Source organism: Marinobacter bohaiensis, from assembly GCF_003258515.1.
In the GTDB taxonomy this organism is placed as follows: Bacteria; Pseudomonadota; Gammaproteobacteria; order Pseudomonadales; family Oleiphilaceae; genus Marinobacter_A; species Marinobacter_A bohaiensis.
This window is the reverse complement of the sequence record NZ_QGEH01000001.1, coordinates 1,739,471-1,754,513: the sequence shown is the minus strand read 5'-3', so window position 1 is coordinate 1,754,513 and position 15,043 is coordinate 1,739,471. Positions and strand designations below refer to the sequence as shown.

Sequence of the window (15,043 nt, the reverse complement as noted above, 5' to 3'; positions counted from 1 at the left end):
GCTAGGAGTGCATTGAGGGTCTGAACCGGTTCCCTTCAGACCACGTACGCGACCTTTTCTCACAGGAGTTGAGGAATGAGAAAATACCTACCAACAATCTTCGCGGCAGTTGCTTCTGCTCTGCTTTTTGTGTCGTTGCCGGCCGCAGCCCTGAACATCGGTCCGGGGGATGCAGCGGGTACAACGAACGTTAACAGCAATTGCGAACCGGACTGTGTCGAAGACGTTTTCGGTACCAGTGACCTGACTTTACTCTACAAATCGGAAGTGGACGACGGTGGCGAAGAGGGAACATTCGCGAGTTCTTATGAAACAACCTGGGACGGCAGCGATCCAAGCGACGGCATGATCGAGTACGTCGGCGGAGCAAGCATCATGTGTGGCGAGTGCTATCTCGTCGTCAAGGATGGCAAACATGAGCCCGCCCAGTATTTCTTCAACCTGTTTGCTCTGGGCTGGAACGGTACCGACACCCTTTACCTTTCCGGGTTCTGGCCAAACGGCGGCGCTATCTCGCACGCGTCCATCTGGGGTGGCGACACGCCGATGGAAAGCGTTCCGGAACCAGCGACCCTCGCCCTCCTTGGCATCGGCCTGGTTGGGTTCGCCGCACTGCGCCGCAGACAACCGGCACGAAAGATCGCCCACTGACCCAAACGCACGTAAAACCATGCGAGGCAGGCCCAACGGCCTGCCTCTTTGCTTGGCCGAGAGCCCCAGCCGAAAGCGTCAGCCTGTTTGACACCTCAAACAACAGACACAAAAAAGCCCCGCCGGGATCCGGCGGGGCTTCGTGTCGATCAACTGTATTCCGGTGTCGCTTTGCGGTTTACCGAACCCGCGACGGGAAAATCGGGTAGGTCACGCCGGCCATCTGGTTCACGCAGCGAACCACCTGGGCGCTGTAGCCGAACTCGTTGTCGTACCACACGTAAAGGATCAGGCGGTTGCCGTTGGCGATGGTCGCCTGTGCATCCACGACACCCGCGTGACGGGAGCCCACGAAGTCGGTGGAGACCACTTCCGGTGAGTTGACGAAGTCGATCTGCTTCTGCAGCTCGGAGTGCAGAGCCATTTCCCGCAGGTATTCGTTGGCCGAATCCACCGTCACCTCTTTGTCGAGGTTCAGGTTCAGGATCGCCATGGAAACGTTCGGCGTCGGCACCCGGATGGCGTTGCCGGACAGCTTGCCCTTCAGCTCGGGCAGAGCCTTGGCCACGGCCTTGGCGGCGCCGGTTTCCGTGATCACCATGTTCAGGGGCGCGCTGCGGCCGCGGCGTGAACCCTTGTGGTAGTTATCGATCAGGTTCTGGTCGTTGGTGTAGGAGTGGACGGTTTCCACGTGCCCGTCAACGATACCGTACTCATCGTGGATCGCCTTCAGCACCGGCGTGATCGCATTGGTGGTACAGGAGGCTGCGGACAGGATGCGGTCGTCCTCGGTGATATCACCGTTATTGATGCCGTAGACGATGTTCTTGATGTCGCCCTTGCCCGGCGCGGTCAGGATAACGCGGCTGGCGCCCTTCGACTTAAGGTGCAGGCCCAGACCTTCCTCGTCGCGCCACTTACCCGTGTTGTCGACGATGATCGCGTTGTTGATGCCGTACTCGGTGTAATCCACCTTGTCGGGACCGTCGGAGTAGATCACCTTGATGAAATTGCCGTTGGCGATCAGCGCGCAATTTTCCTCGTCCACGGTGATGGTGCCGTTGAACGGGCCGTGCACGGAGTCACGACGCAACAGGCTGGCCCGCTTTTCCAGATCGTTCTCGGCGCCGCCCTGGCGAACCACAATGGCACGCAGGCGCAGGTTGTTGCCGCCGCCGGCCTTCTCGACCAGGATCCGCGCCAGCAGGCGACCGATCCGGCCAAAACCGTAGAGGACCACATCCTTGGTGTCCTTGCAGGATTCCTCATCGCACTGTTCCGCGTACTTGCCGACGACTTCTCCGACTTCGTCACGCAGGAACTGCTCCAGGGAACGGCCTTCGGCCTGCTCCTTGAATCGCACCGCCAGCTTACCGATATCGATGTGGGCCCGCCCCAGTTCAAGCTGGTCCAGCGTCTCCAGAATCGGCAGCGTGTCCTGGACGGACAGCTCGCTGTCCTCGACCTGACGCACAAAGCGATGCGCCTTGAGGATCCCGATGACAGATTGATTGATGATCGCTCGGCCGTAAATGGACGTAACGACGTTGTTCTTGCGGTACAGGCGGCCGATCAGGGGAATCATCGCCTCCGCCATGGATTCTCTTTCGGTCCAGGCGGACAGGTGCTCATTCATCTGCTCGTGACTCACGCGTAAACCTCTACTGTTTGGCGCTTGAATGGGACGACCGGGGCGGCCGCCTCCCGTGAATTGGGCGCATATTATCCAATGTAAGGAGTTCCCGAACAAGCCCGCATTCCCCGCGCCAGGCCGCATCACCATGACAGTCCCTTAACCGACGGCTAGAATGTCGCTTCCTTCGTTCAGGGCGACTCCGATCTGCCTGTCATCGACAACCTTGATTCAGCCAGGAACCACACGATCCATGACACAGCCCAGCCTTATCGCTCCCGAGATGCCCACCCAGCCGGCCAGCCACGAGATCTGGAGCGGCCTGCACGGCGCCAGCCAGGCCCTGGCGATCTGCGAGGGCGCCCGGCAGCACGATGGGCTGACCCTGGTGATTACGGCCAGCACCGACGAAGCCATTCGCCTGGAACAGGCCCTGCGCTTTTTTCTGGGGCTGCCGGCGGACGATGACCAGACGACCACCACGGCGGATGGCCTGGAGCTACTCTCGCTGCCGGACTGGGAAACGCTGCCCTACGACATGTTCTCGCCGCACCAGGACATCATCTCGCGGCGCATCCGCACGCTACACCGCCTTCCCCAGGCCCAGCGGGGGCTGCTCGTGGTGCCGGCACGTACCCTGCTCCATCGCCTGGCTCCGCCGTCGTACCTGCAGGGCAACACGCTGTTGCTGGAGATCGGCCAGTCGCTGGACATCGATGCCTGGCGCAACCAGTTGGAGGCGGCCGGCTACCGACACACGGAGAACGTCTACGAACACGGCGAGTACGCGGTACGCGGCGCCATTCTCGACATCTTCCCGATGGGCGCCACCCAGCCCTACCGGATCGACCTGTTTGATGACGAAATCGAAACACTTCGCACCTTCGATCCGGAAACTCAGCGCTCGGTAGACCGTATCGAGCGCATCGAACTGCTGCCGGCCAACGAATTTCCCTGGCACAAGGAAGCCCGTTCCACGTTCCGCAACCAGTGGTTCGAGCACTTTCCCCACGCCGACAAGGACGCCCCGATCTACAAGGACGTCAGCCAGGGCATCACACCGCCGGGCATTGAGTACTATCTGCCGCTGTTCTTCGACGCCACCGCCACCCTGTTCGACTACCTGCCAGGCAGCACCCGCGTGGTCACCCTGGCCGGCCTGGAAGACGCTCTCAACCACGCCCGCGACGAAGTAGAGCAGCGCTACGAAGACCGCCGCTACGATCGCATGCGCCCGATCCTAGAGCCGCGCCAACTGTTCATGGCGAAGGACGAATGCTACGGCTGGATCAAGCGTTTCCCGCGCGTCTCGGTGCAGACCGACCCGGCCGACGCCGGGGCCCGCGAGCGTACCTGCCACAGTGCCGCGCTGCCCTACGTCGCCATGGACGGTCGCGCCAAGGATCCCGCGCACCGGCTCAAGGCCTACCTGGCGGATTTCGAGGGAAGCGTGCTGCTGTGCGTGGAATCCGCCGGCCGGCGCGAGTCGCTGATCGATAACCTGGCCGACTACGACCTGCGCCCGGACGCTCTCGCGGACTGGCAGGCCTTCTGTGAGCAGTCACCGGCGCTGGGCGTCACCATTGCCGCCCTCGACGCGGGCTTTGCCCTGCCCGATCAGCACACCGCTCTGATTACCGAAACCGAGCTGTTCGGCGAACGGGTGCTGCAGCAACGACGCCGGGAAAAGCCGACCGAGCTGAACGACGCCGGCTACCGCGACCTCTCCGAACTGCGCATCGGCTCGCCCGTGGTGCACATCGATCACGGCGTCGGCCGCTACCAGGGGCTGCAGACCATCGCCGTGGACAAGGACAACGCCGAAGAATTCCTGACCCTGGAATACGCCAACAACGCCAAACTCTACGTGCCGGTATCCAGCCTGCACCTGATTTCCCGCTACGCCGGCGCTGAAACCGAGCTGGCGCCGCTGCACAAGCTGGGCACCGATCGCTGGAACCAGGCCAAGCAGAAAGCGCTGGAGAAGATCCGCGACACCGCCGCCGAACTGCTCGACGTCTACGCTCGCCGGGAGGCCCGCAAGGGCTTCGTGTTCGACGACCCGGCGGAGAACTACCGCGCCTTCGCCGCAGGCTTCCCGTTCGAGGAAACCCCCGACCAGCAGGCCGCCATCGACGCGGTCATGGCGGACATGGTCAGCGAACGCCCGATGGACCGACTGGTCTGCGGTGACGTGGGCTTCGGCAAGACCGAGGTCGCGATGCGCGCGGCCTTCATCGCTTCCTATTCCGGCAAGCAGGTGGCGGTGCTCGTCCCCACCACCCTGTTGGCCCAGCAGCACTATGAGTCGTTCCGCGACCGTTTCGCCGACACACCGGTTAACGTGGAACTGCTGAGCCGCTTCCGCACCGGCAAGCAGGCCAGCCAGACGCTGGAGCACGCCGAATCCGGCAAGGCCGACATCGTGATTGGCACCCACAAGCTGATCCAGGGGGACGTCAGGTTCAAGAACCTGGGACTGGTGATCATCGACGAGGAACACCGCTTCGGTGTGCAGCAGAAAGAGCGGCTCAAAGCCCTGCGCGCGGAAGTGGACCTGCTGACCCTGACCGCCACACCGATTCCCCGCACGCTCAACATGGCCATGGGCCATCTGCGGGACCTGTCGATCATCGCCACGCCGCCGGCACGTCGCCTGTCGGTGAAAACGTTCGTACGCCAGCGTGAAGACGCCCTGGTGAAAGAAGCGATCCTGCGGGAAATCCTGCGGGGCGGTCAGGTCTACTTCCTGCACAACGAAGTCAGCACCATCGAGAAAACAGCGGAAGAGCTGCGCGACCTCATCCCGGAAGCCCGGGTCGGCGTGGCCCACGGCCAGATGCGTGAGCGGGAGCTGGAACAGATCATGTCCGACTTCTACCACAAGCGCTTCAACGTGCTGGTGTGCACCACCATCATCGAAACCGGGATCGACATTCCCAGCGCCAACACCATCATCATCGAACGGGCCGACAAGTTCGGCCTCGCCCAGTTGCACCAGTTGCGTGGGCGAGTCGGGCGGTCCCACCACCAGGCCTACGCCTATCTGCTGACGCCGCCGCCCAAGAGCCTGTCGTCCGACGCGGAAAAACGCCTGGAGGCCATTTCCATGGCCCAGGACCTGGGCGCGGGCTTCATGCTGGCCACCCAGGATCTGGAAATCCGCGGCGCCGGCGAACTGCTCGGCGAGGAACAGAGCGGCCAGATCGAGAGCATCGGCTTCACACTGTACATGGAGCTGCTCGACGAAGCGGTGAAAGCTATCCGCGAGGGGCGCACCCCGAACGCCGAATTACCCTTGAGTCACGGCACCGAGATCAACCTGCGCATTCCCGCCCTGATCCCAGACGATTACCTGCCCGACGTCCACAACCGGCTGATGCTCTACAAGCGTATCGCCAGCACCAGGACACAGGACGAGCTGAAAGAGCTGCAGGTGGAGATGATCGACCGCTTCGGGCTGCTCCCCGACCCGGCCAAGAACCTGATGCGCCAGTCCCAGCTGCGCATCCGCGCCGAGTGTCTGGGCATCGCCAAGATCGACGCCGGCAGCGAATGGGGGCGCCTGGAATTCGGCAACAACACGCCGGTGGATCCGTTAATTCTTGTCCAGAAAGTTCAGAGCGCGCCGCATTCCTATAAACTCGAGGGCGCCAACACCTTCCGCTTCCGGCTGAAGGACACCACAACCGATGGTAAACTGGCCGGCGTCTCGGACATGCTGGGCGAACTGGAAAAAGCGCCCGCCTGACCGGCCACCGCACACGCGGCCAGATGTGCTGGCCCAGAAACGGAGTACGGAGTTTTGCAGGATTTCCAGACACGCTGGCTGGCGCCCCTGGCGCTCGCCATGACCCTGTTTGCGCTGGCCGGCAAGGCCGCCGCCGATGACAACCTCTATCGCGCCGAGCTGGTGCTGTTCGAACGCATTGGCGCCAGCGATGACCTGGCCGAGCAGATGCAGACCCGCCAGCCCCAGGAAACCCCCGACGTGACGCGCAACCTCTGGGTCACCAACACCAACGGCCAGGTCGTTTCCGACCTGTCGCTGGTGCCACGCAACCAGCTATACCTGAGCAGTGCCGCCAGCCGCCTGGAGAACAGCGGCGGCTACCGGATCCTGATGGCCACCGGCTGGACGCAATCGTTCCCGCCGGACTACAAGGGCGAACCCATGCGCATCGAGCTGGGTGATGTGATCGATTCGGCCGGTGACCGTGCGGTGGAAGGCTACATCGATATCGACCGGGTTCGGTACCTGCACGTCACCGCGCACCTGAATCAGTGGCAGGCCGCCTCGACAGACCGGTCAGGACAGAACGACGCCACGGCCGATGGTCAAGGGCAGGACCTGTCCGACAACCCGTATCTGGTCGATGGCAACCAGGATGCCGCGACTGAAGGCAATGGCCAGCCGGGCCAGGCCCAACCCCAGCGCGAGTTGCTCACCTGGCTGCACCAGACCCGCCGTATGCGCAGCAAGGAAATCCACTACCTGGACTCCCCCACCCTCGGCCTGCTGATTTACTTCCAGCCGCTGGACGCTCAATAAGGGGCATCAAGCCCCCGGCGAGTAACCGCTCCCGATCAGCTGCGTCAGGATCTCCCTGACGCCTGACATCCCCTCATCGATGGCAGCCTGGATCTCATCCATGGTGATGATGTGGTCGGACTTGCCGGCCGCCCAGTTCACCACCAGCGCCAGACAGCCGTATTCCAGCTCCAGTTCCGCGGCCAACGCCGCTTCCGGCATGCCGGTCATGCCGATCAGGTCGCAGCCGTCCCGCTCCAGCCGACGCACTTCCGCCGCCGTTTCCAGACGTGGCCCCTGGGTCGCGGCGTAGACACCGAAATCCAGGCAGTGAACACCACGATCCAGGGCCGCGGACTTCAGCGCCGCGCGCAGGGCTTCGGTGTACGGGAAGGTGAAATCGATGTGCGTGACTTGCTCCAGATCGCCCTCGAAGAAGGTACTGGGGCGCCCCCAGGTGTAGTCGATCAGTTGGTCCGGAATGACAATCTGCGCCGGCCCCATCGCCGTGTGAATACCACCCACCGCGTTCACACCGATAACGGTGCGCACACCGGCTTCACGCAGCGCCCAGAGGTTGGCCCGATAGTTCACTTGGTGGGGCGGGATGCGGTGCGGATTGCCGTGGCGCGCCAGGAAAATAACCGGAACGTCGTTGAGTCGGCCGTGCACCAGCGGCGCTGACGGTTTGCCCCAAGGCGTTTCCATCTCCTGCTGACCCGTGATCTCCAGGCCGTCCAGCTCGGTCAGTCCGGTGCCGCCAATAATGCCGATCACGGCTTTGTCCCGGTTTTCGTTGGCGCTCATCAGTCTGCGTCTCCGTATGTGGTGCGATTGGCCTGGGTGTCCGCCTCAAAGTGTTCCAGATCATCCGCCTCGCGGTAAGACGGCCGATTCTGCGCCGAATCCTCCCTCTCGTCGCCGGCGCCTTCCTGGTCACCGGTTTTATCCTGGGCCAGACGCAGCGTGTCCGCCACGTGCAACGTGCGCGTCGGGAAAGCCACCTCGGCACCGTAACCGGCGATGATCTCGCTGATGCGCAGCAGCACATCCTGCTTGATCGCGTGGAACTTCACCCACTCGACGGTCTTGGTGAAGGTGTACACCATGATATCGAGAGAGGAGTTATTGAAGCGCAGGAAGTTCACGATTAACGTTTGATCGGTATCGATTTCGTCGTGCTCTTTCAGCATGTCCCGGATATCGTGGACAATCGCCCCCATTTCGCTGACGTCCAGATAGCGGATGCCGATGGTTTCGTTGATGCGTCGGTTGGTCATGCGCGACGGGTTTTCCACGGAGATGGTGGTGAACACCGCGTTGGGCACGTAGAGCGGGCGTTTGTCGAACGTGCGGATGGTGGTCATACGCCAGCCGATGTGTTCGACCGTGCCCTCGATTTCCTGGTCCGGCGAACGGATCCAGTCCCCCACTTTGAACGGCCGGTCCATGTGAACCACCAGACCGCCGAACAGGTTGGCCAGCAGGTCCTTCGCCGCAAAACCGATGGCGATACCGCCGATACCGCCGAACGCCAGCACCCCGGAAATGCTATAGCCCAGGGATTCCATGACGATCAGTACGGCAGTGACCACCACTACGGCCCGGGCCAGCTTGCTCACCGCCATCACCGTGGTGTAGTCCATCGGACGGCGCATTTTCGACGGCGACGCCAGGATGGTTTCCGCCTGCTTGACAAACCCCCACAGCGTCCAGACAAAAAGCCAGATCAAGCCAACCTTGAGAATCGTGGCGTTGGCCTTGAAGATTTCCGCGTCCGAATAGCGGTGGGCCAACGTCGCGGCCCAGTAGACCCCCTGCAGCCAGACGAAACCGACGGCGGGTTTGCGCAGGGCGTGCAGGAAAGCGTCGTCCCAGAGATTCCGGGTCTTGCCGAACTTGCTCTCCAGCCGCAGGATCACCCGGCTGACAATGAACGCCACCACCGCGGTGGCAAACACCAACGCGAAAACGGCAATGGCCACTCGCCACTCAAGCGACAGCAGCGTGTAATTCTCGATCCAGCGCTCCAGACCTTGCGGTGCGTCTTCCAAATCCTGTCTCCCTGAATACAGCGCCCCGGGCGGGGCCGACATCAACCCTCAATCAGCACAGGCGTGCCGGGGCGAACACAATCAAACAACTCCAGCACATCGGCGTTGCGCATGCGCACGCAACCGTGAGAGCGGGGTTCGCCCATCGGTTCCGAGTCCGGAGTGCCGTGAATATAGATATAGCGGCGCATGGAGTCGACCTGGCCACCGCGGTTGCGGCCGGTTTCGCGACCACAAAGCCAGAGGATGCGGGTGAGGATCCAGTCGCGCTCGGGATGCGCTGTCGCGAGCTCGCTGGAATACACCTCCCCTGTGGCCCGGCGCCCCCGGAAAACCGCTCCCAGCGGCTGCTCAGCGCCGATACAGGCGCGCACGTAATGGTCGCCGCGCGGCGTGCAGCCGGAACCGTCGGCTTCGCCGGGACCATTGGCGGCCGTGGACACCGCGTAGGTACGCGTCGAACCGTCCGCCATCTCGGCAACCAGGGTCTGTTCGGGAATGCGGATGTAGAGGTGGTGGGCTAACGCCATGAAGTCTCCGGCTGGTGTCCAGTCGCGTCAATGATACGTCACAGGCGCGGACAGTACACCAGGCCGCTTCGGGGAGGCAATTGTCGAAGGGTGAGACAGACCCGCCAACGGCGGGCCGTGATCGGGTCAGGCCGTGCGGGAGACCGACACCGGATCGTCGGCTTTCAGCCCCGCGGCGAGGAAGGGCACCAGGCGGGCGGCGATTTCCTGGACCGTGGTGTCCACGCCCAGCTTGTTCTCGAGGATTTCCCGCAGGGCGTCACTGCTGGACATGGTGAAGGCGGTCGCGCCCAGCATGAACTGGATGCGCCAGTAGCGGTCCACCGCCGACAGTTGCGGCGTACCGGCCTTGAGCAACGACATCAGGCGACCGAAGGGCTCGCTGTATTCCGCTTCCAGAAACTTGCGCAGGTGTCCCTGGGACTGGGTGTAGGCCAGACCCAGCAGGCGCATGAAGATGGAGATGCCCTTCTCGTTGCGATGCGGCATCCGCACCGCGCTTTCGGTCAGCACCCAGAGAATCTGCTCCAGCGACGCCGGCTGGCCGGCGCAGCGGCGCTCCAGATCATCGAAGGCGTTTTCCAGGGTTTCCGAGAATGGCGTCAGGAAGCGGGCGAAAACGGCCTGGATCAGCGCGTTCTTGGACCCGAAATGGTAGTTGACGGCGGCCAGGTTGACGCTAGCCTTACTGGTGATCATCCGCAGCGAGGTTTCGGAAAACCCGCGCTCTGCAAACAGTTCTTCTGCGGCATCCAGGATGCGATCGACGGTATCGGACTGCGCCATAATATTCTGCCAGGGTATAAAATAGACAAACGAATGTTTAAAACATACGTTTGACACCTGATGTTGTCAAGCCGTGCCGAATCTATTGCCAGGCGCCCTGACCTGGCTCGATCGAACGGACACCTACCGCTCCCTTCTATAAGCGGCCCTCGTTCTACAAGCAGCCGCCTTACACAAACAACAAAGCGCAGGGTCAATGACACCTGCGCTTCGATTTCATCCCTGGCGAACACGCGTTGCGTGAGCCCGAGCTTACTTGTCCATGGACGTCGCCGCAATGCGATGAATGGCGAGGTCGGCGCCCTCGTACTCCTCTTCCTGGGACAGGCGCACGCGGCTCACCGCATTCACGATACCGTAGACGATGAAGCCACCGACCAGCGCCACGATCACGCCCGCCAGCGAACCGACGATCTGCGCCATCAGGCTGACACCGCCCAGACCACCCAGACCGGCCTGGCCGAAGATACCGGCAGCGATACCGCCCCAGACACCACACACACCGTGCAGCGGCCAGACACCCAGAACGTCGTCCAGGCGGGTGATGCGGTTCTGCGCCCACTCGAACAGGAACACAAAGAGCGCGCCGGCCACACCGCCGGTGACCAGGGCGCCAATCGGATGCATCAGGTCGGACCCGGCGCACACCGCCACCAGGCCGGCCAGCGGCCCATTATGGATAAAGCCCGGGTCCTTGCGCCCCACCAGCATGGAAACCACGATGCCACCGACCATAGCCATCAGACTGTTGACCGCCACCAGACCACTGATGCCGTCCAGGGTTTGCGCGGACATCACGTTGAAGCCAAACCAGCCAACCGTGAGAATCCAGGCGCCCAGCGCCAGGAACGGAATGTTGGACGGCGCGAAGGCCACCACACGACCGTTGCGATAGCGCCCGGTCCGCGCGCCAAGAACCAGGACCGCGGCCAGCGCGATCCAGCCGCCCACACCATGCACCACCACGGAGCCGGCGAAGTCATGGAAGCCGGCGCCGAACTGAGCCTCAAGCCACGCCTGGAAACCGTAGTTGCCGTTCCAGACGATGCCCTCGAAGAAGGGATAAACCAACGCCACGATCAGCGCTGAGGCAATGAGCATCGGGTAGAAACGCGCCCGCTCGGCAATGCCGCCAGACACAATGGCGGGAATCGCCGCGGCAAACGTCAGCAGGAAGAAGAACTTGACCAGATCGTAGCCGTTGGCCTGGGTCAGCTCCGTCGCATTGGCGAAAAAGTCCGTCTGATAGGCCACCGTGTAGCCGACGAAGAAATAGGCCAGCGTCGAGACCCCGAAGTCCGTCATGATCTTCACCAGGGCATTGACCTGGTTCTTGTGGCGGACGGTCCCCACTTCCAGGAACGCGAAGCCGGCGTGCATGGCCAGCACCATGATCGCCCCCAGCAACAGGAAGAAGGTGTTGGCGCTCTGCAGCAGCGTCTCGACGGCACTCGTGACTTCCACGATAACTTACTCCCAAATTCGATGGATGGTGTTTAGATCCGGAGGCAGGCCTCCACGCATCATTGGGGAGCGCAGGGATACAAGATGTGTTCCAAAATGAGTCACAACGAGTCAGAACAGCGAGTTATGCGGAATAAACGAAGGCGGGATTAGCGTTAGCAGCAATATGGATCGAATAAAACGCACCGTTTCAGTGCTTTATGCACGGATATGACGCGATAACGCACCGGAAGGCAGCAAACCGATTACCGTGATCCGCCCTAAAACGGCTCATTCGAAGTCGGTATCAGGTTTCGGGACGCTCCGCGTCCTCGGCATCTTCGGGCTCTTCGCCCTCCGTAGCCTGAGTCGAGGCGTCCTCCGCCGGCCCGCCGTCGAGCCATCCCTGGTCGATGGCGTGCTGATGATCCTCGAAGTAACCGGCCTGCAGGCGATCGTAGGCTTTCTCGGCTTCCAGCATGTAGATCAGGTAGAGACGAAAGTGCTCGCGCCGGCGCAGGCTCTTCGCCAGGATGCGTTTTTCGGAGAGATTGACCAGCCCGCTGAATCGGGTCGAGCGCAGGGCGGGGTTGAAATCGGCCATCATGGCGCACTGCCAGGCCAGTCCCTCCTCGCCCTCCAGATGGTTGATGTGGCTGCGCGCTTCCCGCAGCCGGTGCTGGCGTCGCAGCAACAGTTCCATATAACTGGGTTTGCTGGAGAAGATGCGCCGGATGAACGGCACTCCGGCCAGGGCGATCAGCACGAAAGCGCCAAAACCGGTGCCCGCCACCCAGGCCGGCACGATGCCGGGAATACCGCACAGGAACACCGCGCCAGCGAGCGTTGCGGAGAACAACCACAGATCGCGACGCCGACGGGCGGCGGCCATGGAGAAATTGTCCGGCCAGTCGGGCATGGACAGGGTCGCGAAATCCAGCAACAGGACCCGCTCACACTGCCGGAGCAGACGGCGCCGGTTGCCCCGACGCACCATGACCTGCTCCCGCGATTCGCCCGGCCCGGATTCATCGGCGCCCTCATCCCGGTCATCGATCGCTTCATCCGTGGAATGCGGCGATTCGGTCTGGGATTCAGCCTCTGGCTCCGTCCTCCCCCGGGATTGAGGGGCCTGTTCCGGCATCAGTTGCTTATCGGGGGCAGGCGTCGCCTCCGGCGGGACCGGGTCCGCCGGACGCCCGGGCTGCAGCACAGGCGTTGGCCGCTCTTTTGCGTTGCTTACTGCCATGCCCGTGCTCCTCCACCCCGAATCCGATCCATACCTGTTCATTCTGTTATCGGCCGGCTGCCCGCAACCTTGAGGACAAACCCAACGGCATGCTTCGCGCTTGGCAGCTTCCGGCAGCCCCGCTATCCTACGGCTCCGAATCCATACAGCGGGAGTTACCATGTTTACCGGTATTGTCCAGGGCCAGGCCCACGTCGTTTCCGTCGATCAGAAGCCGGGGCTGGCCACCTACGTCCTCGAATTCCCCGCTGACCAGGTCGAAGCGGTGGCTATCGGCGCGTCCGTCTCCATCAACGGCACCTGCCTGACGGTGACGCGACAGGCCGGCAACCGCCTCTGGTTCGACGCCATGCAGGAAACCCTGACCCTCACCACACTCGACAGCCTGAAGGCAGGCGACCGGATCAATTTCGAGCGCGCCGCACGGATCGGCGACGAGATCGGCGGCCACCTGCTGTCCGGCCACGTCCACACGGTGGCAGAGGTCTCCCGGATCGAGGCGCCGGAAAACAACCGCACCCTGTATTTCCGCGTGCCACCCCAATGGATGAAGTACATCTTCGCCAAGGGCTACATCGCGATCAACGGCGCCAGCCTCACCATCGGCGAGGTGGAGGGCGACACCTTCAACGTCCACCTGATCCCGGAAACCCTGCGGGTCACCACATTCGGCGACCTGACGGTCGGCGACAACGTCAATATCGAGATCGACAGCCAGACCCAGACCATCGTCGACACCCTGGCACGACTGGGTTACGACCGCCCGCCCTCGGTCTGACGCGGCGCGCACTCGAAAACCACGAATTTTGGATCCGCCGCCCGCTGGCGAACCTGCCGGAACTGACGCTTGAGCTTGACGTGATAGCCCAGGTGCCGGTTCCCCACCACCAGCAGACGCCCCTTGCCGGTCAGGGCGCGCGCGGACTGCCGGAACAGGCGCAGGGCAATGTGATCGCCCACCGTCCCACCCTCATGGAACGGCGGATTGCACAGGATCAGATCGAACCTCTCCCCTTGGGGCACACCGTCGACGTGGTGGAACCGGGCCGTCGTCCCCGGCAGCGCCCGGTCGTGGTTATGGCGGGCGCTGGCAATCGCCTGGCTCGACACATCACAGAAAGTCACCGCCAGATCCGGCCGCAGGTTCAGGGCGCTCAACCCAAGGACGCCGTTACCGCACCCCAGGTCCAGCACCCGGGCGCCGGTCGGCAGAGCCTGGACCTGTTCCCGGACAACGGGCAGGAACATCTGGGTGCCGATATCCAGTCGCTCGCGGGCAAACACCGCCGGCAGGCCCTCCGCGCCCCAGCCGTCCGCCGTGCGATAGCCTCGCCACAGCCCTGCCCAGCCATCCAGCCGAGGCTCACCCGGGCGGGCCAGCACCACCCGCGCCTTGCGCCGGGCCGGCTGCGGCTCGTTGGAGCCCATCAACCGGGTGAACCGATCGGCGCAGCCAGCGGGCATGTGCTTGATCATCGCAGCACCGAGCACGAGCCCATCCGGCGCGAGCACCTCGTTGGCCCAGCGCAGGATGTATTCCAGGTAGTCCACCTGGCGCGGCAGCTTGACCAGAATCCGGTCGAACGGTCCCTGGGGCGGCGCCCGCCAGTCGTCTACCCGCGACACGTCCAGGCCATTGGCGTGAGCGTTGTGGGCAATGGCTTCCCGGCTCAGGGCGCTGTCGGCCAGGCTCACCGGCTGACAGTCGGCCAGCCCCAGGGTCAGCGCGCCAAAGGCGTCATCGACGATGGCTACCCGTGGCGCTGGCCCGTCGCCACGGTGGTCGGCATAGGCTTCCAGCAGCAATTCATCGGCCGCGTCCCAGGCGCGCAGGTCCTTGTGGCCCTTGCCGGGGCGCGTGAGCGACAGCTCTCGATCAGCCAGTTTCAACCGCGTTTCCGATGACACCATTCAACCTCAATCCAGTTCAGCATTCATTCTCCCCGAAGCGCGCCCCTTGCCGGCTAGGCTGAATACTCTAATCCTTGCCGGTACGGTAGGGAGGCAGTGGGCTCCCCGTGCCACATTGGCCATCGGGAGCCACTCCGGGACTGCGCATGCTAACGTATTCCCGGCCAAAGGGCCCGGCCCAGGGCAGTTCGGGATCATCGGCCCGATTGGAAGGCGGGCCCTTTCGATTCAGGTTGATGAGGGACGCCATGTCCC

At 63.1% G+C, this 15,043-nt stretch carries 12 protein-coding genes; 4 read left to right on the top strand and 8 right to left on the bottom strand.

What is annotated here, in order from left to right; translation table 11 throughout:
• Window positions 1-75: 75 nt before the first annotated feature.
• On the top strand, window positions 76-651 hold the full coding sequence (locus DKK67_RS07835) for a PEP-CTERM sorting domain-containing protein (RefSeq protein ID WP_111495825.1): 576 nt from the start codon (window positions 76-78) through the stop codon (window positions 649-651).
• Window positions 652-829: 178 nt separating this feature from the next.
• On the opposite strand, the gene DKK67_RS07830 is transcribed toward DKK67_RS07835, so the two are convergent.
• Window positions 830-2,287 (bottom strand): glyceraldehyde-3-phosphate dehydrogenase, encoded by a 1,458-nt coding sequence (locus tag DKK67_RS07830; protein ID WP_204355806.1) that lies wholly within the window; start codon window positions 2,285-2,287, stop codon window positions 830-832.
• A gap of 250 nt (window positions 2,288-2,537) precedes the next feature.
• Here DKK67_RS07830 and mfd point away from each other — a divergent pair, with 250 nt between their 5' ends.
• Together mfd and DKK67_RS07820 are read left to right on the top strand one after the other, a co-directional pair.
• Window positions 2,538-6,035 carry a transcription-repair coupling factor gene (mfd, locus tag DKK67_RS07825; RefSeq protein WP_111495823.1) on the top strand — a complete coding sequence of 1,166 codons (3,498 nt, stop codon included), beginning with the start codon at window positions 2,538-2,540 and terminating at the stop codon, window positions 6,033-6,035.
• Window positions 6,036-6,089: 54 nt separating this feature from the next.
• Window positions 6,090-6,836: a CsiV family protein gene (locus DKK67_RS07820; RefSeq protein WP_111495822.1), complete on the top strand. Its 747-nt coding sequence runs from the start codon at window positions 6,090-6,092 to the stop codon at window positions 6,834-6,836.
• 6 nt (window positions 6,837-6,842) lie between these two features.
• Here the strand turns inward: DKK67_RS07820 and DKK67_RS07815 are convergent, their stop codons facing one another.
• The 6 genes from DKK67_RS07815 to DKK67_RS07790 all read right to left on the bottom strand — a co-directional run bounded on the left by DKK67_RS07815 (window position 6,843) and on the right by DKK67_RS07790 (window position 12,877).
• Window positions 6,843-7,622, bottom strand: a complete 780-nt coding sequence (locus tag DKK67_RS07815; RefSeq protein ID WP_111495821.1) for an S-methyl-5'-thioinosine phosphorylase — start codon at window positions 7,620-7,622, stop codon at window positions 6,843-6,845.
• Entirely contained in the window at window positions 7,622-8,869 is a 1,248-nt protein-coding gene (locus DKK67_RS07810) for a mechanosensitive ion channel family protein (protein WP_228160537.1), read from the bottom strand. Before DKK67_RS07810 ends, DKK67_RS07815 begins: the two co-directional genes overlap by 1 nt.
• A 41-nt stretch (window positions 8,870-8,910) precedes the next feature.
• Window positions 8,911-9,399, bottom strand: a complete 489-nt coding sequence (locus DKK67_RS07805; RefSeq protein ID WP_111495819.1) for a L,D-transpeptidase — start codon at window positions 9,397-9,399, stop codon at window positions 8,911-8,913.
• Window positions 9,400-9,525: 126 nt separating this feature from the next.
• Complete coding sequence (locus tag DKK67_RS07800) at window positions 9,526-10,185, bottom strand: TetR/AcrR family transcriptional regulator (protein WP_111495818.1); 660 nt, start codon at window positions 10,183-10,185, stop codon at window positions 9,526-9,528.
• 252 nt (window positions 10,186-10,437) lie between these two features.
• Window positions 10,438-11,649: an ammonium transporter gene (locus tag DKK67_RS07795; protein WP_111495817.1), complete on the bottom strand. Its 1,212-nt coding sequence runs from the start codon at window positions 11,647-11,649 to the stop codon at window positions 10,438-10,440.
• 286 nt (window positions 11,650-11,935) lie between these two features.
• Window positions 11,936-12,877: a hypothetical protein gene (locus DKK67_RS07790; RefSeq protein WP_204355749.1), complete on the bottom strand. Its 942-nt coding sequence runs from the start codon at window positions 12,875-12,877 to the stop codon at window positions 11,936-11,938.
• A 160-nt stretch (window positions 12,878-13,037) separates the two neighbouring features.
• On the opposite strand from DKK67_RS07790, the gene DKK67_RS07785 reads away from it, so the two are divergent.
• A complete protein-coding gene (locus tag DKK67_RS07785) occupies window positions 13,038-13,655 on the top strand; it encodes a riboflavin synthase subunit alpha (RefSeq protein ID WP_111495816.1) in 618 nt (205 codons plus the stop codon).
• Here DKK67_RS07785 and DKK67_RS07780 read toward each other — a convergent pair.
• Window positions 13,631-14,767 carry a methyltransferase gene (locus DKK67_RS07780; RefSeq protein ID WP_228160536.1) on the bottom strand — a complete coding sequence of 379 codons (1,137 nt, stop codon included), beginning with the start codon at window positions 14,765-14,767 and terminating at the stop codon, window positions 13,631-13,633. The genes DKK67_RS07785 and DKK67_RS07780 overlap by 25 nt on opposite strands.
• Window positions 14,768-15,043: the final 276 nt, after the last annotated feature.

What these genes read in the sequence shown, in the direction of transcription:
- DKK67_RS07835 (WP_111495825.1), top strand. Translation starts at nt 76, where the DNA reads ATGAGAAAATACCTACCAACAATCTTCGCGGCAGTTGCTTCTGCTCTG.
- DKK67_RS07830 (WP_204355806.1), bottom strand. Translation starts at nt 2,287, where the DNA reads ATGAATGAGCACCTGTCCGCCTGGACCGAAAGAGAATCCATGGCGGAG.
- mfd (WP_111495823.1), top strand. Translation starts at nt 2,538, where the DNA reads ATGACACAGCCCAGCCTTATCGCTCCCGAGATGCCCACCCAGCCGGCC.
- DKK67_RS07815 (WP_111495821.1), bottom strand. Translation starts at nt 7,622, where the DNA reads ATGAGCGCCAACGAAAACCGGGACAAAGCCGTGATCGGCATTATTGGC.
- DKK67_RS07805 (WP_111495819.1), bottom strand. Translation starts at nt 9,399, where the DNA reads ATGGCGTTAGCCCACCACCTCTACATCCGCATTCCCGAACAGACCCTG.
- DKK67_RS07800 (WP_111495818.1), bottom strand. Translation starts at nt 10,185, where the DNA reads ATGGCGCAGTCCGATACCGTCGATCGCATCCTGGATGCCGCAGAAGAA.
- DKK67_RS07790 (WP_204355749.1), bottom strand. Translation starts at nt 12,877, where the DNA reads ATGGCAGTAAGCAACGCAAAAGAGCGGCCAACGCCTGTGCTGCAGCCC.
- DKK67_RS07785 (WP_111495816.1), top strand. Translation starts at nt 13,038, where the DNA reads ATGTTTACCGGTATTGTCCAGGGCCAGGCCCACGTCGTTTCCGTCGAT.